The sequence below is a fragment of the Dermacoccus sp. Tok2021 genome (assembly GCF_019895135.1).
GTDB lineage: Bacteria > Actinomycetota > Actinomycetes > Actinomycetales > Dermatophilaceae > Dermacoccus > Dermacoccus abyssi.
In genome coordinates this window covers 15,590-40,358 of the sequence record NZ_JAGTHU010000001.1, presented here as the reverse complement: position 1 = coordinate 40,358, position 24,769 = coordinate 15,590, and the positions used below count along the sequence as shown (strand labels likewise).

The window sequence follows — 24,769 nt, the reverse complement described above, 5'->3', positions numbered from 1 at the left end:
GCAGGAGGCCGTGGAGGTGGCACTCTTGTCCTCGTGAGTGACCTCATCGATACCACCGAGATGTATCTGCGCACGATCTATGACCTCGAGGAAGAGGGCATCCCTCCGCTGCGCGCACGTATCGCCGAGCGCCTCGGCCACTCCGGCCCGACCGTCTCGCAGACGGTCGCGCGCATGGAGCGTGACGACCTGCTGCACGTCGGTGACGGTCGGCGGATCGAGCTGACGGATAAGGGGCGCACGCTGGCGACCCGCGTCATGCGCAAGCATCGCCTCGCCGAGCGCCTGCTCGTCGACGTCATCGGGCTCGAACTCGAGTTCGTGCACGACGAGGCATGCCGCTGGGAACACGTCATGAGTGAGCGCGTGGAGCGCAAGATTCTCGAACTCATCGCCGACAAGGGCCTGTCGCCCTACGGCAACCCCATTCCAGGTCTCGCAGAGCTGGGATGGGAAGGGGAGGCGATCGGCTTCCGTGACGGCGTGCAGTCGCTGGTCGAGGTCGCCGGCCAGGAGCCCGTCGAGGTCATCGTGCGGCGCATCGGTGAGCCGGCCCAGGCGGACGCCGAGTCGCTCGCTGTTCTGACGAGCGTCGGCCTCGCGCCGCAGGTGGCCCTGATCGTGCGCGCCGAGGGTGAGCGTGTGCACGCTGCGGTGCTCGACCGGCTGGACGACGCGGTGTCGCTTCCGCACGACCTCGCGTCCCACGTTTTCGTGGAGGTTCGTCAGGGCTGACGCGTGTGATGTTTGTCACATAATCGGCCTGTAACGGTTTTGCGGATTTCGGCGGTGGCGGGGAGCGTCATGCCCCCACGGGTGGAGTTCGCGTTTGCCGCGCCGTGACGCGGCGAACACCAACTCCACGTGCCCGTGATCTTTCCGTTACGGTCGGTTGCGGTTCGGTTCGAGAACACTCGTTCGCCCTTCGCGCCCAGCCCTGTCGGGGCGTACGAGTCTTATCCGCGAGATCGCAGTGACAGGGGCGGGGGACCCACTTTTCGTCCGAGGCCATGAGCCACGGACTTGGGGTGAAGTCACGCACGAGACCGCACAGGTCGGCGTGACCGGGCTGAGCAACTGGCCCGAACCCGACAGCTCACCTCGTAGGCGCTCGAGAGGTTGCACATTGTCCACCCAGAAGACCATCGGTCGTCACGCCCAGTCGAAGAACCCCCGTAGCCTGACCCGCGTCTCCGCGGCCGTCACTGTCACCGGTGGTCTCGTCGCAGGCCTCGCCGCGACGGGCTCGTCCGCAGGCGCTGCTCCGACGACGCCGCGTCAGGAGGCCGTGCGGGCCGCCACGACGCCGCTCGAGCTCAAGACGGTCACCCCCGCCAAGTCGCTCGTCGTGAAGCAGGCCAAAAAGGCTGCGGCTACCAAGAAGTCCACTGTCAAGAAGGCCTCGCGCACGCAGGTCCGTCAGGCCCTGACGCAGCGCAACGAGCGCGCCACGCAGGCCCTCGCCGCTCAGCGCAAGGCTGCGCAGGAGCGTCGTGAGGCTCGCGCCGCCGCGAAGGAGCGCGAGGAGCGTCAGCAGCTCAGCCGCACGCAGGTGCGCCGCACCGTCACGCAGCACCGCACGCCGAACCAGCAGAACGCCTACGGCCAGCAGCGTCAGCGTCCGGCCGCTACGGCGACCACGCAGCGTCAGCGTCCGGCCGCTACGGCGACCACGCAGCGCACGCGTCCGGCCGCTACGGCGACCACGCAGCGCACGCGTCCGGCCGCTACGGCGACCACGCAGCGCACGCGTCAGTACACGGTCAACACGGCCGCGACGCGCATGACGAACCAGAAGGCCTCGGCTGCCACGCCGTCGCGCTCCGGTGTCGTCGCCATCGCGTCGCGCTACACGGGCATCCGTTACACGTGGGGCGGCAGCACGCCGGCCACGGGTCTCGACTGCTCCGGTTTCGTCGCCTACGTGTTCAAGCAGATCGGCGTCAACCTTCCGCACCAGTCCGGTGCCATCCGGGCCATGACGACGCCGGTCTCGAACCCGCGTCCGGGTGACCTCGTCTACTCGCCGGGCCACATCGGCATCTACGCCGGTAACGGCATGTCGTACGAAGCCCGCCAGGCGGGCATGCCGTCGGGTCTCTACCCGGTGGTTCGCGGATCCTCCTACGGCCGCCTCTGACCGAACCGGTCGCACGACAAAGGCGCCGCAAGCCCTCGGGCTTGCGGCGCCTTCGCGCGTTGGTGGACCCGGGCTTACTTGAACTCTCGGAAGAACATGGCCGCTGCGCCACCGACGCCGAGGAGGACGACGCCGAGTCCGATGGCGAGCGTGAGGTTGCTCGGGCCGTCGGAGTCGTCGAACGCGGGCGCGGCGAGGCTCGACGCGCTGCTGCTCGGCGTCCGTGACGACGTCTTCGAGCTCGAGGAGGACGTGGAGGACGACGACGAGGAGGACGCGCTGCTGCTCGGCGTGGAGGTGGCCGTCGGGCTCATCTCGTTGGAGCGGGTGGTGGACGGCTCCGTCGGTGCCGGAACGTCGCTCGTCGCGCTCGGCAGGCCGGTTGCGGGCACGTTGTCCGTGGTCGGTGCGGGAGCACTGTGCGTTCGCGTCGGCGTGTAGGTCGGGGTGGACGTCGACGGCTCCGGCGCCGGAGCGCACTGGTCGAGCGGGAGCGAGCCGACGCCGACTCCGCCGGCATTGATGTAGACGGCGCCGGCGCCCGACGGGATGGACAACGTCACCGTCGTCGACGCGTACGGAGCCACGGTGGTGGCCGCCGGGGAGACGGGGGAGCCTCCCGCTGAGGCGGTGAACGTCTGGACGAGTTCGCTGCCGTTGGTCAACGTGACCGTGACGAGCGTTCCGTTCGCGCCGCAGGTCGGCGACTGGAAGATGGCGCTGCTGCCTCCCGGCGCCTTGGGGAGCGCGGACGCGGCGGACGCGCCGGTGACAGCGATGACGCCGAGACCGGCGGCGCCGGCGAGAGCGCGGGCGGAGGAGAAGGGGCGTGCAAGCATCGGGAGCGACCTTCGGAAGACGTCGAGCGGCGTGGTGCCCGTCGATTCTTCCACGAACCGAGCCGAACAGCAGGACGATCGGTCTTCGATGCCCGGCTGGGGTCGACGAATCAGATGAAACTCGAGTGCAACCAAATGCTCCCCTCGTGCGTCTTTCCTCGTGAACGCTCGAAAACAGAGCGGTCCGTCACATTTGCGCCGCAGCGCACATGGGGCAGAAGGCTCGCGGTAGCGGGGTCGGTGGGGTCTTGGGGGCTCGATCGCCCCCGCACCGGCGAGCGGGCGTTAGGTCTGATTGACTTGGCGCCGTGACGATCAACGCAGCTGCTGTGGCCTACCTGCGCCACCACCTGTGCGAATTTCTCCTCTTCGTCGTACTGGCCACGCCGGTGCTCGTCATGCGTCCGTTCCTCGGCAACGTTGTCGTCGTCGTCCTCTTTTTCGTCATGTACTTCGGTTTCTCGTACCAGAGTGAGCGCGCGGTTCGTCTGCGCGTGGACGACGACGGTGTGCAGTACCTCGCGGGCGGGCGGGATCGCTCGTTCATCGCCTGGAGCGAGATCGGAGCGATCGTGCCGCGTCGGTTCCGCGGATGGCCCGCCGAGGATGCTCTCGTCGTCCTCGATCACGCGGACAAGCCGCTTCTCGTGGCTGGTGTCGCGATGTTCGGTGATGCGGACCTGCGGCGGGTGAAGGCCTACGCCGGGCAGCGCGTCGAGGTGCGTGAGCCTGTTGTTCTGTCGGCGCTCACGGGTCGAGCGGGCGGACACCGTCGGCCCGATCTCGTGCCGGAGCGCACGTCGGAGCGGTTCCTCGCGTCGTCGATCGGCGGCATGGTACTCGCCGCGCTCGTGGCGGTGGCGCTGTTCAGCTTCGTGCGCTGAGGCGCTGCTCGCGTCGGTCGGAGAGGACGACGACGGCGAGGCACGCGGCGGCCATCGCGGCGCCGAAGAGGAACATCACGGAGTAGTGGATGCCCGCCTGTTCCGTGACCCACGCCATGATGGCCGGCACCGCGAAGCCGAGGTAGGTCACGGAGTAGAAAACGGCGGTGAGGCCGGCGAGGTCGCGCGGGCCGGCGATGCGCTGCACCTCGAGCAGGCCGCTCACCATGGCGAGGCCGTAGCCGGCGCCGAGGACGAAGCTACCGAGAATCGCGGTGGCGATGGCCAGCTCTGACGCGGCGAGCGCGCCGAGCAGCATTCCGGCGACGAGAACGACGAGCGCCGCTGTCACGGCCCGTGCGGAGCCGGGGCGGTCGATCTTGCGCCCGAGGGATTGCACGAAGAAGCCGCAGGTGAGGCCGACGACGCACAGGAGCGCGGAGAAGGCGATGGGTGCGTTCGTCACGCGGGAGCTCATGAGGGCGGGCAGGACGGCGTACGCGCAGGCGGCTGCGCCGAAGACCCAGGGCGCGACCGGCAGGACGACGGTGAGGAAGCGTCGGTGGCCGAGCGCGGGGATGCGCAGGTCGTCGCGCAGGCGCCCGGTGTTGCGGTTCGTCAGGTCGATGGTTTCCGGGGTGCCGCGCAGGCCGATTGCTGCGCTCAGCGTGACGAGGATGTTGACGACGTACGCGAGTTCGTCGGGGTAGGGCGCCCACTGAGCGAGGCAGCCGGCGACGCCCGCACCGATGCCGAATCCGGCGGTGAGCGACATGGCGGCGCGCTTGGCGCCGGTGCCGTCGGGTACGTCGTCGTGGGGGCGGGAGGAGAGTTCCTTGACCCAGGACGTGCCGACGGCCATGACGAGGCCGAGCGCGATGCCGGACAGGACGCGTCCGGCGAAAAGCGCCGCGACCTGGCCGTGCGCGAGCGCGAGGGTGGCACTGCCGGCCATCGCGATCCAGGGGGCCGGAGCGAGGAGCTTGGCTCGCCCGTACCGGTCGGAGAGCGGGCCGCCGATGAGCAGCGACGGGATGATGCCGAGCACGTAGGCGAAGAGCAGGATGTCGACGGTGACCGCCGGCAGGTGGTGCTGCGACTTGTACATGACGAGCAGGGGAGTGAACTCGTTGCCACCCCAGGCCACGGCGAGCATGGCGTGGGCGGGGCGGGTCCACGGCTTCGTCATGGGGCTTCCTCCAGGTGCTCGGCTACTGGCAGGTACCCATGAAATCACGCGGCTTGGCGCGGGGGTGCGGTGCGTTTCGGGGAGTGAGCGACGTCATCGTGGACGGGGTGTCGTGAGGGGTACAGGCCTCGCGCGGTCGGGCGTGTGTGGTGCCGAACTGACGCGGTGCCCCGTTGTGTTCTGACGGGGCCCGGTTCAGGTGCGAAGGCGGCGTGACGACGCGCTGAGTGCCGGGTGACCGCGAGCCTGCTCGACCCGGTGAACCGGACGACTACGCCGTCTCGCTGACGAGGTCGAGAAAGTGCCGGGAGCGCTCGCGCAGTTGGGCGACGCGCAGTTCTTGCCAGGCCACGCGTTCGGCTTCGTCCTGAACCTCCATGGCGTTGGGGACGCGTCGGGCGTTCCTCGAGCAGGAGAAGTCGGTGCAGATGGACGTGCCGACGGTGTTGCCGACGCGGCCGCTCGCTCCGGCGCGCGGCGCGACGTAGAGGGTGACGTTGTCGGTGGCGGTGATGTCCTGACACCAGGAGCACAGCAGCTTGCGGCGCTCCTTGGGTGGGGTGGCGCGGCGCAGGAGGAGGGTGCGCACTGCGTCGCCGTCCTCGGTCTCGACGACGAAGGTGGCGTACGACTGCTGCTCGCGCTTGGGGTCGATCCAGCCGAAGTAGTCGCGACCGTCCCACTCGATGCCGTCGAGGTCGGGCAGGTTGGCGCGCTTCGCCTCGCCCTTGGAGGCGTTGACGAAGGACGCACGGATCTCTGCTTCGGTGACGACTCGCATGGGTTCCATCCTCTCGGAGCCCTTCTGCGGGCCGCAAACGAATTCAGTCGGGGAGCAGCAGTCGCGCCCGCTCGGGCCAGAACGTGACGGGTCAGTGGCCGCACAAGGGGGCGCCGCGCCGGCGCGGCGCCCCGCGACTACAGCAGCCCGCCCGACAACAGTTAGGCTGACCGCTGCGCGTGCAACCCCTCGGGCGGAGCACGTCGCGACGTTCACGCGAGTGCGTCACCGCCTGGTCGGCGCGATGCGAGGACGACGCTCCCGTAGCTCAGGGGATAGAGCACCGCTCTCCTAAAGCGGGTGTCGCAGGTTCGAATCCTGCCGGGAGCACCGATCGGCCCTCGGGCAAGAATGTGTGGGGCCGGCCAACCTCGGCATCCGGTTCGGCCCACGTCGGGCGTTGGTGATGCCAGGATCGAAGGCATGATCGCTGCTGTTGCCGTGTCCCAGAACGCCGACGACCCGCTCGCGGGCCTCGAAGTGCGTGAGATGCCCAAGCCCGACGTCCCGCAGGGGTGGTCGCTCGTCAAGATCGTCACGAGCTCCATCAACATGCACGACGTGTGGACCCTGCGCGGCGTCGGCCACCCGCCTGAGCTGCTGCCGCGCATCCTCGGTTGTGACGCCGCGGGCTACGACGAGGACGGCAACCGCGTCGTCGTCCACGGGATCATCGGCGACCTCGACCGCGGACGCGGCGACGAGACCCTCGACCCCAAGCGCTCCCTGCTCTCCGAACAGTACGAGGGAACCTTCGCGGAGTACGTCGCGGTGCCCGCCCGAAACCTCGTCCCCCTGCCCGACGGCATCTTCTTCGCGGACGCCGCCTGCCTGCCCGTCGCGTGGGGCACCGCCTACCGGATGCTTGCCACCCAGGCGAAGCTGCGCGCCGGCGACACCGTGCTCGTGCAGGGCTCCGCCGGGGGAGTGAACTCGGCCGCCATCAAACTCGCCGTCGCCATGGGCGCCACCGTGTACGCCACCTCGCGCACCGACGAGAAACTCGCCCTCGCCGAGAGCTGGGGCGCTCGCGGCATCGCCGACGGCGCGCGCCTGCCCGAGCAGGTCGACTACGTCATCGACAACGTCGGCGAAGCCACCTGGTCGCACTCCGTCAAGTCACTGCGACCCGGCGGCGCCATCGTCACGTGCGGCGCCACCACCGGCATGAACCCCTCGGCCGATCTCGGCCGCATCTTCTACCAGCAGAAGCGCGTGCTCGGCTCCACGATGTGCACGCTCACCGAACTCCAGCAGCTCGTGCGGGTCATGGAGAACACCGGCGTCCGCCCGCTCATCGACTCCACCGTCTCGCTCGAGAACATCCGCGACGGCTTCGAGACGATGCTCGGCGGCGACGTGCGCGGCAAGATCGTCGTGCGAGTGGCCGACGGCGACTGACGCGGCGGTCAGGGGAAGCGGCTCAGAGTTCCTTGATGACGCGTGCCGGCGAACCGACGGCGACGACGTTCGCGGGCAGGTCCTTCGTCACGACAGCCCCCGCACCGACGACGGTGTTCTCACCGATCGTCACGCCCGGGCAGACGACGACCCCGCCGCCGAGCCACACGTTGTTCTCCAGCGTGATCGGCTCGGCGGCCTCCCACTTGTCACGCCGCTGATCGGGGTCGAGCGGGTGCGTCGCCGTGAGCAACTGGACGTTCGGGCCGATCTGCACGTCGTCACCGATCGTGACGCGGGCGACGTCGAGCGACGTGAGGTTCCAGTTCGCGAACGTGCGCGCCCCGATCGTCGTGTTGTAGCCGTAGTCGCAATAAAACGGCGGGCGCACCTCGGAATCCTCGCCGAACGCGCCGAGCAGTTCCTCCATGACGGCGCGGCGCCCGGCAGAGTCCGTCGGGTCCATCGTGTTGTAGCGGTGTGCCAGCGACTGGGCGCGCGCCGACTCCTCGCCGAGCACCGGATCGTCCGCGATGTACAGCTCGCCGGCGAGCATCCGCTCGCGCATGGTCCTCGTCGATTCCGTCATGGCGTCCAGGCTAGGGCGCCTCATCGATCGCACGTTGGCCCTGTCCATGCGCAGGGATCGCCCGGCGGCTGCGCGCACCGGGAAGGGGCATAACGTCGAGCTATGAGCTCTACACAGCAGGGGACGGTACGGAAGCTCCTCGAGGCGCACGGCACGACCTTCGCGGCCGACGCCGACATCACACTGCGTGACGAACCGGCATGTCTGTGGCAGCTCCTCGTTCTCGCCCAACTGCTCTCGACCCGGATCAGCTCCGACATCGCCGTGGCCACCGCGCGCGAACTGTGGAAGGCCGAATGGCGCACGCCCGCGAATCTGCGCAGGAGTACCTGGCAGCAGCGCGTCAACGCCCTCGGACGTGGCGGGTACCGCCGTTACGACGAGTCGACGGCGACACGACTCGAGGCCAACGTCGTCCTGCTCGACGAACGGTGGAACGGAGACCTACGCGAGTTGCGCGACGAGGCGGACGGCGACGCCGCAGGCATCGCAGAGCTCCTTCAGACGTTCGACGGCATCGGTCCCACGGGAGCGGACATCTTCCTTCGCGAAGTTCAGGATGTGTGGCCGAGCGTCGCGCCGTACGCGGACAAACTGGTCGTGCGCGGAGCGAAGGCTGCAGGCCTCCCGACGACGCCGGACGAACTCTTCGAGCTCTGCCCGAGCGGCCGCGCAGCCCATCTCGCCGCAGCGCTCGTCCGCGTCGCCCGCAAGCCGAGCATCCTCGAGCGCTTGTAAGACAGGCGGGCGACGTCAGCTGACGCCGTCGTCGGGCCAGGTCCAGCGGATGCCGACGAGGCCCGGCCCGACGTCCTGCACCATGAGTTGGAGCAGTCGGTGCGGGCGGACGTCGAGGCGATAGCCGATCTCGCCCTCGCCGAGGTCGACGTACTCCTCGGCAGTGGCGGGCAGCTCGCCTGCGAACTCAACCTGGATGAGCACCTCGCGCGTACGCCGCGGGACGCTGTAGGTGGCCTCGACCGCGCGTAGCGCGCTCGGGGGCAACTGGATGCGGTGATCGACGACGGCGATGTCACCCCGACGTGCGTCCTCGGCCAGGATCAGTTCTGCGCCCATGAGCCCGTGCTCCGGCCACAGCACCGTCCGTCCGAGTTTGCACCCCGCGACCGCCTCGAAGTGATCCTCGATCGACGTCGAGAACGCGGCCGGGTCAACTTCGTCGACGACATGGATCGACGGCAGTCGGATCGGGCCGGGGGAGAGAGCGCGCACGATGTGACGAAACTCAAGCGTCCGCTCCACGCCGACGGCGTCGACGAAGAGCTTTTCGTGGACCGTCTGCTCGTACGGCAGTTCGTCGTGCTGCATGAACCCCAGCTCGCCCAAGGCCTTGGCCACGAGGCCGGTCTCCGGCATTGCCTGCGACACCGGAACCACCCGGGGATTGCGCCCACGCGGGCGCGGGGGCCCAACGAGATCGGTGAGCTCACCCGACCCCAGGCCCAGCAGGTCTTCGAGAACCGTGAGGGCCTCGATACTTCTGGCCTGCTCAGGCTGTCGCCTGCCCGAAGACCAATGGCTGAGCGCCGACACACTGACAGGAGTGCCGTTGGCGCTCAACTGATGTGACAAGGCCGAGAGCGTGATTCGTCGGGCCGAAATGGCCGATCGCAACGTAGTCGAGAACGGAGTTGCGGTTTCTCCATGGCTGGGCGCCACAATGTCCCCCCTCCTTCCACCCCTTCATGCGGAAACACCGCCAGGCAGGCTAAGCAGTGGTTGTTTACGGATTTGATTTAAATACTGGAAAAGGCGGCTCCTATGGTCAAAAAGCTCCACATATCTGGGCACGGGCGTAAATGTCTGCCCCATTTGTCGCCGCAGAGTATTGGACGGTCGTCCGGTTTCTCGGGTGCCTTGGAATTCACCTCGTGCTGACGAATCGCGTGGAGCGAGACAGACATGATTCTTGCCGAAAGGGTGGGCCGACGATGGCACCTTCACTGATCAACTGGGGCGAGGGCGAGGCACGTGCCTGGGGGGAGCGCACCCACGTTGCCCGCCATGACCTCGACGGCCTCGACCTCTTCGCACGAAAGGGTATCGCCCGCATCATCGATGCGATGCCGCGTTCAGCGGTCCATGCCTACACCATGGGTGACGACCCCTGTGACGGCGCGACGTGGCGTCGTGGTGACGTGGCAGATCTCACGGGTCTCCAACTGCTCGACATAGTCGACCAAGGTCGCCTCTGGCTGAATATCGTCGGGGCGGGCCAGCATGTGCCAGAGCTCGGAGCAATTGTCGACGAACTCTACGGAGAAGTTTCGTCCACTGTCGGTGACGCCTGGAGCACGCTCAAGGCGACCCTCCTCGTGTCTTCTCCGTCCGCGCAGGTTTTCTATCACGCCGACAACCAGCCGAACGCTCTGTGGCATATCCGCGGTGAAAAAAAGGTATTCGTCTATCCCTGTCGCGAGCCGTATGTTTCTGTGCGCCAACTGGATTCAATCGCGGCCGGGTATGCGGACGAGCAACTGCCGTACGACCCTGCGTGGGATGCGTCCGCCGAGGTGATCGACCTGCAGCCGGGCGAGGTTGCGTGGTGGCCGCAGAACAGCCCGCACCGTGTCGTGAACGCGCCCGGCGAGCCGAGTGTCTCGCTCTCCGTCGAGCACCGGACCACTGCCTCCACGCGCACCGAGCGTCGCCAACGGGCCGAATTCCACCTTCGGCGAACCTTCGGGCTCACCCCGCCCCCCGGCAAGTGGCTGGATCCGGTGACTCTCGTGGCCGGCTCCGCCCTCGCGAAGGTGGCACCCAAGCAGCGGGCTCGCAACGAGCGTGCCGTCTCCTTCGTCGTCGATCCTGAGGCGGAAGGCGGGGTGAAGAGCCTCGCATGAGCACACTTCTCGCCGTCCGAGGCCATTACACGGCCCACCGTCTCGACCATGACGAACTCGGCTACACATCCCTGAGCGACGACGTCGACGCCGTTCTCAGGAGCGAAGCTCCCGTCACCCACCTGCCGATCGACGAACTCGCGAAGCAGGCGCGTGCTCGGCACGCGGACCTCGTGGTCATCGTCGTCGGTCGCCAAGGGGAAGAATCGTTCCCCCGGCCACTCGGTTTTGCGCTCCTCGAGCGCCGACCAGCCAGCCCGTGGCGACCGGTCGACATCCGCCTGGCGGGTGAGGGAAAGCTCGACCGTCAGAGTTTCCACCTCGTGGAGCCCGAGGTCGCTGCCACGCTGGCACTCGGTGTCGCCACCTTCGTGCGCCGGCACCGCGTGTGGCGCCTGCACCTCGACCAGGTCTCGCCGAACGATCCGACCCTCGCCTACCTCGTGCGATGCCTACCGCGGCTGCGGGCGCAGGCCGGTGACCCGATCCCACTGCTCCGCTGGCCCGACGAGCGTCGGCCCGGCCGGTGGGCGTCGAAGAAAACCCGTGCCAAGCACCGCACCGCATGCCGGAGGCTCGACGAGTCCGGCTCTGCCTGGCGGGTACACCGGTTGCGGAACGCCGGCGAGATCCGCGCAGCTCTGCCCAGGACGCTCGAGGTGCGCGCAGCTCGCGAGCGTCAGCTCGCCCGGCGCGACGCGTTCGCCGATGCGGCAGGGCAGCGTCACGTGCAGCGCGTTCTCGATCTTGCCGCCGAGGGCAATGCCGAGGTGTGGCTCCTCACTCTCGACGGCACGCTCGTCACCTATGCCGTCGTTGGGTGTGACGACGGCAAGCGCGTCCTCGTCGACAGCAGGATGCGACCGGGCTACGAGCGCCGCTCACCGGGGCTCGTGCTCTTCGGCCACATGCTCGCCACGTGGTACGTCGACGACGCCGTCCGGGTCGTCGACTTCGGACGTGGCATCAACGACTTCAAGCGCGGCCTGCGCAACGAGGTGGAGGAACGCCTGTGCGTGCGTGCGTGGTCGAACCCTGCCCTTGAGTACGCGGACCGCGGCCGGCACGTCGCCGACGCACGTCTTCGAGCGTGCGCCCGATCAGTGCGTGATCGATCACCGCTTGTCGCGGGGGTCGTGCGCCGCTGGCGCGCTCACCCCTTCACGCATCCCTGACCCCGAGGACGACCGGCCGAAGTGCCGTAGGAAAGCAGGAAAGCATGTCCACCCGAGCACCCGAGGAGACGACCACACGGTGCGTCGCCCACGTGTGCGACTCCGTCGCGGCCGCGGAGGAGTGCGCCTCGCGACGGGCGTGCCACGGGCGGAGTGCGCTTCCGGCCGGTCGCCCACCTGCGTCGCGGCGGGCCGCGCGTCATGCCGCAGGCCGACACGACCGCGTCGAACCGAGGCGTCGACCCTCGATGTCGCGCGGCGCCGGCGCTGCAGCCGAGGACGCCCGTGCGGCCCGTGACCGCCGGGCGCGCACGCGCCGGGCCCGGGACGTCAGTGGATTGCTGGCCATCGACCTCGCCGTCCCCGCAGGCATGGGGTTCGCGACCCCGGTCAACCCGTTGGCCGTACTGGGTCTCGCATTCGGGATGGTCACCACCTACCGCTGGGCCGGGTTGTACCGACGCCGATTCAGTCAATCGGTGCTCGACGAACTGCCGTATCTCGTGCTCGGAATCCTCGTCGGTTTCGGCCTCGGTGCCCTCGCGCTTCTCGTCGACGACGCCCCGACGTGCGGCGAGTTGTTCGCGGGGCTCGTGCTGACCGTGACCGTCGTCATCGCCGGACGCACGCTCGTGTACCGCCTACGTCGCCGCCGCGCGCCCCGTCACGCCCAACGTGGCGGCACCCGGGTCCTCATCGTCGGTACGGGCGCCGGAGCCCGCGAGTTGGCCCGCCGCATCACCACAAGCGGTCAAGGCGCGGCGCTCGTGGGATTCCTCGGCGCCGAGCCGGACGACGGTGCGCTCGTCGAGCAGACGATCACCGCTCCCGTCATCGGCGACTACGCCGACTTCGGCGAGGTCGTCGAGACGTTCGGCGTCAACATCGTCGTCTGCGCCTTTCCCGAACTGCAGGAGTGGCAGCTCGCACACCTGCTGCGCCGCGATGCGCCGCCCGACGTCGAGGTGTACACCGTGCCGAACGGGTACAGCATGTGTCGCTGGGGCGGGCCGTGGGCCGACCACATCCGCGGTATCCCGATCATCCCCGTCGCCCCGGCCCAGATGCGGTGGGTGGACGTCGTCAGCAAGCGGGTTCTCGACATCGTTCTGGCGCTCGTCGCGCTCGTTCTTCTCTCGCCGGTACTGCTGGCCGTGGCGCTCGCGGTGCGTATCGAGCTCGGACGCGGAGTCATCTTCCGCCAGGAGCGCATCGGCAAGGGCGGAGCAACGTTCACCATGCTCAAGTTCAGGTCCATGCACCCGGCGCGCGAGGGGGACTCGCAGACCCGCTGGAGCATCGCAGGCGATCAACGCATCGGTGCCGTCGGCCGTTTCATCCGCGCCACGTCGCTCGACGAACTGCCGCAACTGTTCAACATTCTGCGCGGCGACATGAGCTTCGTCGGCCCGCGTCCCGAGCGCCCCTACTTCGTGGAGCGCTACTCGCAGATCTACCCCGACTACGAGGACAGGCACCGCGCGCCGGCCGGGCTCACCGGCTACGCGGCGGTGCAGGGCCTGCGCGGCGACACCGACATCGCCGAGCGGGCGCACTTCGACAACCTCTACATCGACAACTGGTCGATGTGGCAGGACCTCAAGATCATCGTGAGGACGGTGGGCAGTGTTTTCGGACGCCACGGCAGTTGACGACGACGCGCGTTTCCCACGCCCCCTGCGGGTCGGCATCGTGTTGCCGACGCGCACCCGCGGCGGCGCCGAGGTGTGGCAGGAGCGGCTCGTCCGGGAAGAGGCGACGGCGGATGTCACGGTTCTCGCACCGCATGGCAGCGACGCCCTGCGCCGCTGGCAGGAACGGTCGGCGCGCACGCTCGACCTTCGCTCGGGGCGACGCTTCCGCGGTGCTGCGGCGAGCGTCGTCGACCTGCGTGAATACCTGCGCACCTCCCGTCCCGACGTCGTCGTCGCGCACGGCGTGAAGGCCGCGCTGCTCACCCTGACCGCGGCCGCCGGCGCCGGAGCGCGCGTCGCCTGGGTGCGCCACGACGACAGTTTCCCGCGCCTCTCGCGCATCGTGAACACGCTGGCGGACGCTCGGCTCCTGGGCTCCGAGGGGGCCCGGCTCGCAGGTGACACCCGTGCAGTTGCCATCCAGGGGCCGCTTCCCGGTGCGCCACTGACGCGGGCGGCCGCGCGGCGGACCCTCGGGTTCGACGAGGGCTCCAGCGGCATCAGGCGTGCCGTCATGGCCACGCGACTCGCGCCCTACAAGGGGGTCGATGTCGCCATCCGTGCCCTCGCGTGCCTGCCGACGTGGAAGCTGCACGTCTTCGGCGTCGTCGATCACGCCTACCCTCAGGAGGCCGAGCGACTCACCGCACTCGCGGAACAACTCGGCGTGGGGGAACGGTTTGTGCTTCACCCCGCCCGTGACGACGCCTGGTCCCTCCTCGGTGCCTTCGATGCTGCGCTGATGCTCACGCGCACCGACGCGGGAGCCCACCTCAGCCGCGAGGCGTTCGGGTTGACGGCGTACGAGGCGGTGCGCGCGGGAGTGCCGGTCGTCGCGGCGTCACCTGTCGCCGAACAGCTCGGCGCTGCAGGCATTCTCGTCGGCTCCGAGGACGTCGACGCCGTCGTTGCCGCCCTGCGTGACTGCGTGCGACCCGAGCGCCGCCGTGAACTGCTCGCCGCAGGCCCCGGTGTGCTCGCGACCACCGTTCTCGAACCCGACGAAGCCGCCGACCGCTTCACCCGCCTCCTCGCGGGGACCGCCCGCCGACCGGGAGCGGGCGTGCGAGGCGCCGAGCCGATGTCGGTCGTCACGACGGTGCTCGACGAGGCCGAGGCTCTCGCGCGCCTCCTCGACGACGTGGTGCCGCTGCTCGGTCCTGACGACGAACTCGTCGTCGTGGACGGCGGCTCACGCGACGGCACGTTCGAGGTGGCGCAGGAGGCCGGCCGCCGTGATGCACGGGTACACGTGTTGCGGGCCGAGGGCGCCGGAATCTCCGAGGGCAGGAATGCCGGGATCGCCGCCGCCGCCCACGAGCTCATCGCGTGTACCGATGTCGGGTGCACACCGGCCCCGACGTGGCTCGAGGCCTTCCGCAGCGCAGCGAGCGAGCACCCCGAGGCCTACCTCTTCACGGGTGTCTACACCGCGACGGCGAGGAATGCCGTCGATGACGCGTTCGCCGCCTGCGGCTACCCGGACGTCGCTGAACTGCACCACCCGAGCGCCGGTCAGCGCCTCTACGCGCGAGCGTTCGGCCGCGCGTTCCGCCCCGAGATGCCCACGGGGCGTTCCGTCGCCTTCAGGCGAGCCGCCTGGGCCGAGGTCGGCGGTTTCCCCGAGAACCTCCCGACGGGTGAGGACGTCACGTTCGGCATGCGGATCGCGGCCCGCCACCCGGCGCTGCTCGTCGCCGATGCCGCCGTCGAATGGGAGCAACGACCGAGCGTGCGCTCCACCCTGCGCATGTACTACCGGTACGGGCAGGGCTCGGCCGACTCGGGCAACACCCGGCTCGTCGTGCGTGACGGCCTGCGTCTGCTCGCCTACGGGGGTGGCGCCGTTCTCGTGACCAGAGGGCCCCTTGCCCGAACGGCACTCGCCGTCGGTGCGGTGGGCTATCTCGGCGTGCCGGTGCGGCGCGCGCTGCGGCGTCCGCGCGGCGTTCGCGCCGCAGCGCTCGTGCCCTTCGCGACCGCGGCTCGCGATGTCGCGAAGGTGGCCGGAGCACTCGAAGGCATGACGCGCCAGGCAAAGCGGGGCGCTCACTCGTGAATCGTGCACCCGCGACGCGCAGCTCGGCGCGGCGCCTCACCGTCGGAGCGCTCACCCTGAGCGTCGGCGAAGTCGTCGGCAAGCTCGGCACCCTCGGCATGCTCGGGCTGATGGCCCGGCAGCTGGGCGCGGCCGACTTCGGCCTCTTCAGCCTCGGCCTGGGCCTCGGACTGTTGCTCGCGTCGGTCGTGACGCTCGGCTTCGACCAGCGCCTCGTGCAACTCGTCGGCGCGGAACCGGAGTCGCTCGACGCCCGCCTGTCGGCCCTGCTGACACTGCGGATGGCGCTCGCGATCACCGTCGTCACCGTGTCTGCGATCGTCCTCATGACGCTCGACGAACCGGCCGCCTCCCGCGAGGTCATCGCCGTGCTTGTGGTCGCGGGATGTAGCGATACGCTCGTCGAGGCCTTCCGTACGGCTGCGAACGTGCGTGCCGTCCAGGTCGTGCCCGCCGCGGTGCTTGTCGTGCAACGGCTGCTGGCGCTGGGCCTCGTCGCCTGGGTCCTGGCCGAGGGACACGGGGTGGTCGCGGTCGCGTGGGCCTACTGCGCCGCGTCCCTCGGGAGTCTCGTCGTCATGGCGGGGGTGAGCCGTGTCGTGGCCGACGTCCGGCCGCGGGCGGCTCTCGTCACGCGTCACCACCTCGGCGACTTCCTCCGCGCCGTGCGGGTCACCGGGATCAATGACCTCGTCTCCATGACGCTCTTCCGCCTCGACGTCGTGTTGCTGGCCGTCCTGGCCGGTGAGGTCGCCGTCGGCCACTACACTGCGGCCTACCGGCTGCTCGAGACAGTGCTCTTCGTCAGCTGGTCGCTGTGCCGCGTCGTGCAGCCGAGCCTCGCCGACACCTCGGCCCCGATTGCGTCGCGCGCGGGCATCGTGCGCGCCTGCATCGTGCTGGTCGCAGCGGTCTACGTGCCTTACACCGCGCTCCTCGTGGTGCGCGGCGAAGACCTCATGCACCTGCTGTTCGGCGCCGAGTTCGCCTCGGCCCACGTGCTGTGGGGTCTGTGCCTCGCGCCCCTCGCATTCGGACTGGCACAGGTCGGTGCCACCGCGCTACTCGCCCTGCGTCCCGATCCCGCTGTGCTGTGGGCCAGCACCGCAGCCCTCGCGACCAACGTCGGGCTCAACCTCGCGCTCATTCCCGCGTTCGGCGCCGTGGCCGCCGCCGTGACGACGAGCCTGTCCTACGTCGTCCAGGCAGGCGTGACGGTGACGGCGCTGCGCCGTGTCATGCCGGTGCATAGCGCGAGTCGGCCCCTCGCAGTCGTCGCGCTCGCCGCGTTCGTGGCGGCCGCGGTCATGCTCGTCCCCATGGCGCCGCTCGTCGCGATGGCGTTCGGCGTGGGCGTCTACGTCCTCGTGTGGGGCGTCCTGACGTCGGTGTGGGATCGCCCCACGCTCGGTTTCCTCCGCTCTCTGGCGAGGCCGGCATGAGCGCCCAGCTACGAACCCGGCGCGAGGCACGCGAACACCGCACCGCAACCCGCCTGCGTAGCCTGCTTACCGCGGCCGTCGCGACGACCGTCGCCGTCGCTCCCTGGTCGGAGCGGGCCGTGGCGCCCCTCATGGCTCTCGTCTGCGTTTTCGCCGGAGTCGTGGTGCTCTTCGAGCGTCACGTGCACGTGCCCATGACCCTGCGCGCGTGCGCACTCGTGCCGATCGGCCAAACGCTCACGCTGCCGTTCGCCCCCGACCTGCCGTGGTCCTGGCGTCTTGTGGCCATGAGCTGGATGGGGTGGATCTGCGCGCTCGGTGTCGCCCAACTCGACGCGCGTCGCCGTGCCTGGATGCTCGTCGCTGTGAGCGCGTCCGCCGCCGTCGTGGCATTCGGGTCGCTCGCAGATCTCGGCGCGCTCTCGAGCCACGAGGGCGGCGGCGTCATCAACGGCCGCCTCCAGGGACCGCTCGCGCAGCCCAACGAACTCGGTTCGCTCATGCAGATGGCCTTGCCGTTCGTCCTCCTCACGACGTTCGCCGCCTGGGCCCCGCGTGACGGCCGCATTCGTGCCCGGACGTGGCGAGTCACGAGCGTCGTCGGCCTCGCCGGCGTCGTCGCGGCACTCGTCTTCAGCCTCTCGCGCGGTGCTTGGATCGGAACGCTCGTCACGCTCACCCTGGTGGCGCTCGTGCGTCCCGCCGCCCGCCGCGGACTCCTGACGTTCGGGCTCGCGCTCGTCCTCGTGGGGGCGCTCGCAGCCGCAGCGGGGGGATCGTTCGTCAGCGCCGTCAGCGCGCGGTTCGACTCCCTCACCTCGCCGACGCGCAGTGCCTCGGACGAGCGCCCGGCGATCTGGGCGTATGCCGGCGAGCTCGTCGACGGTCGTCCGTTCACCGGGGTCGGCGTCGGTGGCCTACCGGAAACCGCCGGCGACGCAACCTTCGGCATGATGAACGTCGCGCCGCTGCACGCGCACAGCATCGTGCTCACTGCGCTGGCCGAAGGCGGACTACTCGCACTCGCGACCCTCAGCGTGCTGCTCGTCGTCGGCGTGCGCGTACTCGCGCGCATGAACGCGCGTGGTGCGCCGGTGGTCGAGGTGGCCGCCGCAGCCGCGCTCGCCGGCGCCTTCGTGCACGGCGTCATCGACTTCCCTTGGCGCGCACCGGCACTCACCGCCACCACCTGGCTTCTTGTCGGGCTTCTCCCGGTCGGCGTGACGCGCTCGCGCCGTTCCTCGACGAAAGGAAACCCATGACCGACCATCGCGACCCGACGGACCTGCCCGCTGCGGAAACCCGCGGCTCAGGTTCGTCACCGACCTCCAGGGACACTGATGGCGCGTCCCGCACGGGCATCGGACGGTGGCGCCTGCCGCTCGCCATCGTCGTCCTCGGCACTCTGGTCGTCGCTTTGACGGCGCTGCTCCTACCGGGTCGCTACGACGCGACATCCGTCGTCGGGCTGCGCGCCGCATCCGAGGGCGGGAACCAGGCCGACATCGCGGCCAGCGCCGACAGCCTCAAGCAGGTGGCCCAGCAAGAAGCGGTGGCGAGCGGTGCGCCCGGACACGTCGAGAGCATCGGTCGCTCCATCCCCGTGTCGCGTGACGCGAAGGCCACGGCCAACCTCGACCCCGACTCGACGACGATCCGCATCGTCGCGCAGGGCGTGAGCGCGCGTGAGTCCTCGGCTCTGGCCAACGCGCTCGCCGATGACGCCGTCAAGCGCATCGGACGTGACGGCACGGCGCGCGCGGTGGTCCTCGAACGGGCTGATCCGACCTATGCCGAGAAGAAGCCGAACCGCCTGCTCGTGGCCGGGGCGGGGGAGGCGGCCGTCCTTGCAGCGGCCGCGCTCGCCGGTGCAGCGAGGGGGCGGCCATGACGGGCCCCACGCCGCTCGTGCTCATGTACCACGGCGTGGCCCAGGTGCCGCGCTCGCTGGATCCGGCGAACATCTTCGTGACGAAGGAAGCGATCTCCCACCAGATCGCACGCCTCACCGAGCGTCACGGGTTCCGTCCGCTGACCGAGGCGCAGTACCTCGCTGCGCTGGCCGGTGAGCGCAGCGTGCCCTCGAACAGCTGCCTCGTCACCTTCGACGACGGCTACGCCTCCGTGCTCGACGAGGCGGCGCCGTTGCTTGCCGCCGCGCGTGTCCCGGCCATCTGTTACGTCTCACCCGGGTTGCTCGGCGCGCAGCCCGACCGCAGTGAACCGGCCGCCTCGGCCCGCCTCGATCGCGACGGCGTGCAAGCACTGCGCGAGTACGGGATCGAGATCGGTTGCCACAGCGACCTGCACGCGTCCATGCGGGGGATGAGCGCCGAGCGGCTCCGTGCTGCGACGAGCGTCGCGCGTGAGGAGATGAAGGCGCTGTTCGGCCACACCCCGCGCACGTTCGCCTACCCCTACGGCGATCACGACGCGGCGGCGCGAGCTGCTGTGCGCGAAGCCGGCTTCGAGTGCGCCTTCGCGACCTACGAGGGATACGGACGTTTCGCCCTGCCACGGGTCGACATCAACGCCACCGACACCCCGTTCACCTTCGACCTCAAGCTGCGGCGGCTGTACCCGTTCGTCCGTCGTTCGCTGGGGCGCGTTCCCGTGGTGCGACGAGCGACGCACCACGTCGTCGGCTACGCCCCGAGGCAGCCGTGACCCGGATCCTTCACGTCACCGAATGCTTCAGCACCGGAGTTTCGCGCGCCATCCGCACGATCACGCAACTCGCGCCGGAGCACGAACACCACCTGCTGTACACCGGCCTCGACGAGCCGGGCGAGTCCACGTTCGCCTCCTGCCGCGAGCTGCCGGACGGAACCTCGGCGCGCATTCGGGCGGTGCGTGAGGTTGCCGGCGCGCTCGGTGCCGATGTTGTTCACGCACATTCGAGTTGGGCCGGCGTCTACACGCGGGCGCTGCCGTTGTCTGCCCGCGTCGTCTACCAGCCGCACGGGTACAAGCTCTCCGACACGAGTGCGTCACGGCCGGCGCGTTTCGCTGTGGCAGCCGCCGAGAGCCTGCTGGGGCTGAGGAGCGATGCCGTCGTCGTTCTCTCACCGCAGGAGGCACGGCTCGCCCGACGGCTGACGCCGAGGGCGCAGGTCGTCGTCGTGCCGAACGTGCCGACGCTGCCGGTTCGTGAAGGATCACCGGAGAGCTCGGAGGCCCCGCAGGGCGGTGGCGAGATGGCCCATCCGACGATTGTCATGAGTGGCCGGGTCAGCCGGCAGAAGGATCCGGAGTGGTTCGTCGCCGCCGTCGAGCTCGTGCGTCGAGAGCGTCCGGACGTGCGGGCGGTGTGGCTCGGCAGCGACGACGACAAGGGCTTGACCGAGCGCCTCATGGCCGCCGACGTGACGGTGACCGGTTGGGTCGACGCCGACGAGGTGCGGCGCTTGGTGGGTGCGGCGGGCGTCTATCTCCACACGGCGCGGTACGAGGGGTTCCCGCTCAGCGTTCTCGACGCGCTCGCGCTCGGTACGCCGACGCTCGTGCGTGACATCCCCGCGTTCGAGGGAACACCGCTGTGGGCCGTCGACTCACCGACGGCAGCCGCCGGTCGTGCCCTGGCCCTGCTCACCTCGCGTGAACAGCGGGAGGCCAACCGTCGTGCGGGAGCACAGCTGCTGACCACCATGTCGCCGGACGCCCAACAGGCGGCCCTGGCCGAGCTCTATGGGTGAAGTCGCACCCCGTCACGGCGAGGCGAGGCGAAACAGACCCTTCGTCTCGATAGCCTTCCGGGGTGACGAACGACGACCGCAGCGCTCCCGAGGCCCACGCGAGCGTGCTCGACACCGAGCGCGCCCAGGCCGTGCGTGACGCTGCCGCTCTTTGGCAGCGTCACCTCGTCGACCTCGGCGGACGCAACTCGCTTCTGTGGCAGCGCACCGACGACACGGTCGAGCTCGACCTCACGACGGCGCACCCGGCCGGCGTCGCGAAGTTGCTCTCCGGCCGCAACGTGCTCTTGTCCGAGATCGTGCGCGAACCCAGCGCCTACCGTGCCGCGTACGAGCGGGCCATCGCCGTGCGCGATCTCTCGCGTGAGCTGCTCGAGGAGCGCGGCATCATCAGTTGCTTCCTCGCCCTCGGGCGTGCGACCTGGCAGCTCAGCGGCGACGCCGTCCCCGCCGCCCCGATCCTCCTGCGCCAGTGCGACATCCACTTCGGTGGTCGCGACGGTGACGACCTCGTGCTCGAGGTGTCGCGCACCGTCGAACTCAACTCGGCGCTGTCGACCTATTTCGCCTCGCGCGGCATCAACATCGACCAGGACTACCTGACGTCGCTCGCGTCCGGCCCCCACGGCTTCGACCCTGCTCCGACCTACGACATGATGCGCCGGGCCGGCGCGAGCATCCCCGGCTTCCGTGTCGACGAACGTCTCGTCGTCTCGACGTTCAGCTACGCCAAGCTCTCCATGGTCCGCGACGTCTCCGACCAGTCGGCGTGGTTGCACCAACACCCCGTCATCGCTGCCATGGCGGGTGACGAGCAGGCCACCTTCGACGTCGGCGCGCAGATGCCCGAACCCGGCCTCGACGCCGACCCGCGCGAGGAGTTCCTCGTCCTCGATGCCGACGCGCAGCAGCAGGCGGCGATCGACGCCGTCATGGGCGGCCAGCACCTCGTGCTCATGGGCCCGCCCGGTACGGGCAAGAGCCAGACGATCGCCAACCTCGTCGCCACGCTCACCGCACACGGCCGCAGCGCTCTCTTCGTTGCGGAGAAGCGCGCCGCGATCGATGCGGTCATCGGCCGGCTCGAGGGTCTCGGGCTGCGTGACCTCATGCTCGACGCCCACGCGGGCTCCGGCACCGCAGCCGACCTCGTCGACGCTCTCGCGCGCCGCCTCGTCACAGCGCCTGCCTCGGGGGCACCGCACGTCGGTGATGCCCTTCGTTCGAGTCACGACACCGGCCCGGGCCAGGACGCTCCTGACGAGGCCGTCATCGAGACGCTCGAGGAGCACCGCTTCACCCTGCTCGAGCACGTGCGCGCGCTGCACCGCGTGCGTGACCCGTTCGGCGTCAGCGCCAACGACGCGCAGGATCGCATCGCCGAACTCAACGCCCTGCCGGTGGCGCCGCGTTCGCGCGTGCGCCTCGAGGGCGAGCCGTTGCGGCGCCTCGACGAACAGGGCCGTGACGAGGTGGGCCGCCTGCTGAGCGACCTTGCGCGCCGCAACGCCTGGCGTGACGACGGGCAGCCCGACCCCTGGTTCGGCTCGCGCGTGCGCGGGCGTGACCACATGGAGCGCGCGAAGGCACTCGTCACCCGCCTCGCCGGCGAGAACGGGAACGACGGCGATCTCGCCGCTCACCGATCCCAACTCGACGAACTCTTCACGAAGGCGGGCCTCCCGCTGCCGGAATCGGCCACGCGTGCGGCCGAGGTCCTGGATCTCATGGAACAGGTGAACAAGACGCTCGACGTCTTCACCCCCGAAATCTTCGGTGTTCCGCTCGACATCGCCGTCACGGCGAGCGCCACCCGCGCCCAGCGCAAGGAAACGGGCGAGGCTCCCGGCGTCCTCGAACGACGCCGTGTACTCAAGCAGGCCCGTGCCACGCTGCGGCCGGGACGGCCCCCGGCCGATCTGCACGCCGCGCTCGAGCGGGCGTGTGTGCAGCAGACCCGCTGGAAGGAACTCGGCGGTACCGGGCGCCCCAACGTTCCCATCGGTACGGAGGAGGCCCGCAGCGCCCACGCCCGCCTCACCGAGGAGCTCGACTGGCTCGGTGTGCGGCTCGAGGGCACGGCGGGCGCCACCGAACTGCTCACCACACACTTCGACGAGCTCGCGGAGCGAGTTGCCGATCTTGCCGCCAATGTCGATCGACTCGAGATCGTGCCGACCGTCGGAGGCGATCTCGAGCGCCTGCGCGCCCAGGGTCTCGGCGCCGTCATCGACGACTTCGCCGCTCGCGGTCTCGGCCCTGACGCGGTCGGCCCCGAGTGGGAGTTCGTGTGGTGGACGAGCGTTCTCGGTCGTGTGCGCCGTCACGATCCGGCCTACGAGCAGCACCGCGGCAACGAACTGCGTGCGTCTGCGGTGAAGTTCGCCGACGCCGATCGCCAGCACCTTGCCGCAGCCCCCGAGCGTGTGCGCGCCCGCGCCTACCGACGCATCGACGCCGTCGCGGAACACTTCCCCGAGCAGGTCGAGGCGATGGAATCGGCCCTCGTCTTCGGTCATCACGCAGGCAGCGCCGACGCGCTGCGCCACGCGTTCGCTGGCGCCCCCGACCTCATGACGGCGCTCGCTCCCTGCTGGGCCATGAGCCCCCTCGTCGTTGCGCAGACACTCCCGCCGGGGCAGTGGTTCGACGTCGTCATCTTCGACGAGGCGAGCCAGATCCCGCCGGCCGAGGCGATCTCCGCCATCAGCCGTGGTGCACAGGTGGTCGTCGCCGGAGACACCCAGCAGCTTGCGCCGACGAGCTTCTTCCAGCGCACGGCCGCGGGTGAGGACACGGCACACACGGGGGAGTCTGTGCTCGACGTGCTCTCCGCACTCCTGCCGGTGCGCCACCTGCGTTGGCACTACCGCTCGCTCGACGAGCGCCTCATCGCGTTCTCCAACGACGCGGTCTACGACGGTGAACTCGTGACGTTCCCGCGGGCACGTACCGAGAACGTCCTACGCTTGCACGTCGTCGGCGCGAACGCCGTAGCCTCCGACGACCTCCCGGTCGCCGCAGCTCAGGCAGCCTCGGTCGACGAGAACGCACCGGAGGTCGCGGCCGTCGTCGATCTCGTCTCACAGCACGCCCGTCAGCGGCCCGAGGAAAGCCTCGGCGTCATCGCGCTCGGTCTCACGCACGCACGCCGCGTCGAGCGCGCCGTGGCGGCGGCAGCCCGCACCGACGAGGCGCTCGCGGCCTACCTCGAGGCGCACGTCGACGAGCCGTTCTTCGTCAAGAACCTCGAACGCGTCCAGGGTGACGAGCGCGACGCGGTGGTCCTCACCCTGGGTATTGCCCCGACGAGTGGCAGCCTCGTGCGCCGCTTCGGGGCGCTCAACCACGTGGGTGGCGAACGACGCCTCAACGTTGCCATCTCGCGCGCCCGTCGCCGCATGGATGTCGTGAGCACGTTCGCCGGCGAGGACCTGGAACCCACGACTCTGCGCTCGCGCGGGGCGACGCTGCTCCGCGATTTCCTGCTCTACGTCGCCGAGTGCGACGAACGCCTCGAATCTCGTGCCGAGGACGTCGACGGGGTCACCGTGGTCGGCGGCAAGCGTCGCCGTGCTGCAACGTCCGGATCCGTCGCGTTGCGCCGGGTCGGGGCCGACGCGGAGATCGTGCCCGTGCCGTTCGTCGTCGAGGACTTGGCGCGGCGCCTTCGCGCCGAGGGGCTCACGGTGCACACCGGCTACGGCCATTCGCGCATGCGCGTCGACCTCGCGATCGAGCATCCGCGCGAGCCGGGGCAGATGCTGCTCGCCGTCGAGAGCGACGGCGAGCACTACGCGGCGATGAACAGCGTGCGCGAACGCGACCGGCTCCGTCCCGACGCGCTGCAGCGTCTCGGCTGGGCGCACGACAGGGTGTGGACCGTCGACCTCTTCCGTGACCCGGCGCGCGACACCGCCCGCATCGTCGAGTTGGTTCACCGTCGCGCGGCGCAGGTCGACGTCGCAGGTGAAAGCGTGCCGCAGTGACCGACGTGTCAGGGCCCGACGGCGCTGA

General features: G+C 69.8%; 20 protein-coding genes, 1 tRNA gene and 1 riboswitch. Of the genes, 16 read left to right on the top strand and 5 right to left on the bottom strand.

Annotated features, from left to right (window positions below; translation table 11 throughout):
* Positions 1–33: 33 nt before the first annotated feature.
* A complete protein-coding gene (locus K9D12_RS00190) occupies positions 34–735 on the top strand; it encodes a metal-dependent transcriptional regulator (RefSeq protein WP_129665643.1) in 702 nt (233 codons plus the stop codon).
* 216 nt (positions 736–951) lie between these two features.
* A riboswitch (cyclic di-AMP (ydaO/yuaA leader) is annotated at positions 952–1,123 on the top strand.
* Between the two features lie 3 nt (positions 1,124–1,126).
* Positions 1,127–2,140 carry a C40 family peptidase gene (locus tag K9D12_RS14735; protein WP_225910749.1) on the top strand — a complete coding sequence of 338 codons (1,014 nt, stop codon included), beginning with the start codon at positions 1,127–1,129 and terminating at the stop codon, positions 2,138–2,140.
* Between the two features lie 74 nt (positions 2,141–2,214).
* Here K9D12_RS14735 and K9D12_RS00180 read toward each other — a convergent pair whose 3' ends face one another.
* Positions 2,215–2,979, bottom strand: a complete 765-nt coding sequence (locus tag K9D12_RS00180; RefSeq protein ID WP_223059174.1) for a hypothetical protein — start codon at positions 2,977–2,979, stop codon at positions 2,215–2,217.
* A 308-nt stretch (positions 2,980–3,287) separates the two neighbouring features.
* Between K9D12_RS00180 and K9D12_RS00175 the strand changes: the two genes are divergently transcribed.
* Positions 3,288–3,863 (top strand): hypothetical protein, encoded by a 576-nt coding sequence (locus K9D12_RS00175; RefSeq protein WP_118913507.1) that lies wholly within the window; start codon positions 3,288–3,290, stop codon positions 3,861–3,863.
* On the opposite strand, the gene K9D12_RS00170 is transcribed toward K9D12_RS00175, so the two are convergent.
* Positions 3,847–5,052 carry an MFS transporter gene (locus tag K9D12_RS00170; protein ID WP_223059173.1) on the bottom strand — a complete coding sequence of 402 codons (1,206 nt, stop codon included), beginning with the start codon at positions 5,050–5,052 and terminating at the stop codon, positions 3,847–3,849. The genes K9D12_RS00175 and K9D12_RS00170 overlap by 17 nt on opposite strands.
* Before the next feature lie 271 nt (positions 5,053–5,323).
* Entirely contained in the window at positions 5,324–5,833 is a 510-nt protein-coding gene (locus tag K9D12_RS00165; protein ID WP_223059172.1) for an FBP domain-containing protein, read from the bottom strand.
* Positions 5,834–6,090: 257 nt separating this feature from the next.
* On the opposite strand from K9D12_RS00165, the gene K9D12_RS00160 reads away from it, so the two are divergent.
* Both K9D12_RS00160 and K9D12_RS00155 read left to right on the top strand, forming a co-directional pair.
* Positions 6,091–6,163 (top strand) — tRNA-Arg (locus tag K9D12_RS00160).
* A gap of 93 nt (positions 6,164–6,256) precedes the next feature.
* On the top strand, positions 6,257–7,234 hold the full coding sequence (locus K9D12_RS00155; RefSeq protein ID WP_223059171.1) for a zinc-binding dehydrogenase: 978 nt from the start codon (positions 6,257–6,259) through the stop codon (positions 7,232–7,234).
* Between the two features lie 22 nt (positions 7,235–7,256).
* On the opposite strand, the gene K9D12_RS00150 is transcribed toward K9D12_RS00155, so the two are convergent.
* Positions 7,257–7,823, bottom strand: a complete 567-nt coding sequence (locus tag K9D12_RS00150; RefSeq protein WP_225910748.1) for a sugar O-acetyltransferase — start codon at positions 7,821–7,823, stop codon at positions 7,257–7,259.
* A 102-nt stretch (positions 7,824–7,925) separates the two neighbouring features.
* Here K9D12_RS00150 and K9D12_RS00145 point away from each other — a divergent pair, with 102 nt between their 5' ends.
* Positions 7,926–8,561: an endonuclease gene (locus K9D12_RS00145; RefSeq protein ID WP_047312286.1), complete on the top strand. Its 636-nt coding sequence runs from the start codon at positions 7,926–7,928 to the stop codon at positions 8,559–8,561.
* Positions 8,562–8,576: 15 nt separating this feature from the next.
* On the opposite strand, the gene K9D12_RS00140 is transcribed toward K9D12_RS00145, so the two are convergent.
* Positions 8,577–9,212 carry a hypothetical protein gene (locus K9D12_RS00140; protein ID WP_156170356.1) on the bottom strand — a complete coding sequence of 212 codons (636 nt, stop codon included), beginning with the start codon at positions 9,210–9,212 and terminating at the stop codon, positions 8,577–8,579.
* Positions 9,213–9,775: 563 nt separating this feature from the next.
* Between K9D12_RS00140 and K9D12_RS00135 the strand changes: the two genes are divergently transcribed.
* The 10 genes from K9D12_RS00135 to K9D12_RS00090 all read left to right on the top strand — a co-directional run bounded on the left by K9D12_RS00135 (position 9,776) and on the right by K9D12_RS00090 (position 24,741).
* Entirely contained in the window at positions 9,776–10,687 is a 912-nt protein-coding gene (locus K9D12_RS00135) for a hypothetical protein (protein ID WP_223059170.1), read from the top strand.
* Positions 10,684–11,862, top strand: coding sequence for a GNAT family N-acetyltransferase (locus tag K9D12_RS00130; RefSeq protein WP_223059169.1), 1,179 nt, complete (start codon positions 10,684–10,686; stop codon positions 11,860–11,862). Before K9D12_RS00135 ends, K9D12_RS00130 begins: the two co-directional genes overlap by 4 nt.
* Positions 11,863–12,110: 248 nt before the next feature.
* Positions 12,111–13,514 (top strand): sugar transferase, encoded by a 1,404-nt coding sequence (locus tag K9D12_RS00125; RefSeq protein ID WP_223059168.1) that lies wholly within the window; start codon positions 12,111–12,113, stop codon positions 13,512–13,514.
* Positions 13,489–15,615, top strand: coding sequence for a glycosyltransferase (locus K9D12_RS00120; RefSeq protein ID WP_223059167.1), 2,127 nt, complete (start codon positions 13,489–13,491; stop codon positions 15,613–15,615). The genes K9D12_RS00125 and K9D12_RS00120 overlap by 26 nt, the downstream gene beginning before the upstream one ends.
* Positions 15,612–17,057, top strand: a complete 1,446-nt coding sequence (locus tag K9D12_RS00115) for an oligosaccharide flippase family protein (protein WP_047312282.1) — start codon at positions 15,612–15,614, stop codon at positions 17,055–17,057. The genes K9D12_RS00120 and K9D12_RS00115 overlap by 4 nt, the downstream gene beginning before the upstream one ends.
* Positions 17,054–18,319: an O-antigen ligase gene (locus tag K9D12_RS00110; RefSeq protein ID WP_223059166.1), complete on the top strand. Its 1,266-nt coding sequence runs from the start codon at positions 17,054–17,056 to the stop codon at positions 18,317–18,319. The genes K9D12_RS00115 and K9D12_RS00110 overlap by 4 nt, the downstream gene beginning before the upstream one ends.
* Positions 18,316–18,948: a hypothetical protein gene (locus tag K9D12_RS00105; protein ID WP_223059165.1), complete on the top strand. Its 633-nt coding sequence runs from the start codon at positions 18,316–18,318 to the stop codon at positions 18,946–18,948. The genes K9D12_RS00110 and K9D12_RS00105 overlap by 4 nt, the downstream gene beginning before the upstream one ends.
* Positions 18,945–19,724 carry a polysaccharide deacetylase family protein gene (locus K9D12_RS00100; protein ID WP_223059164.1) on the top strand — a complete coding sequence of 260 codons (780 nt, stop codon included), beginning with the start codon at positions 18,945–18,947 and terminating at the stop codon, positions 19,722–19,724. Before K9D12_RS00105 ends, K9D12_RS00100 begins: the two co-directional genes overlap by 4 nt.
* Positions 19,721–20,752, top strand: coding sequence for a glycosyltransferase family 4 protein (locus tag K9D12_RS00095; protein WP_223059163.1), 1,032 nt, complete (start codon positions 19,721–19,723; stop codon positions 20,750–20,752). Before K9D12_RS00100 ends, K9D12_RS00095 begins: the two co-directional genes overlap by 4 nt.
* 62 nt (positions 20,753–20,814) lie before the next feature.
* Positions 20,815–24,741 carry an AAA domain-containing protein gene (locus tag K9D12_RS00090; protein WP_223059162.1) on the top strand — a complete coding sequence of 1,309 codons (3,927 nt, stop codon included), beginning with the start codon at positions 20,815–20,817 and terminating at the stop codon, positions 24,739–24,741.
* Positions 24,742–24,769: the final 28 nt, after the last annotated feature.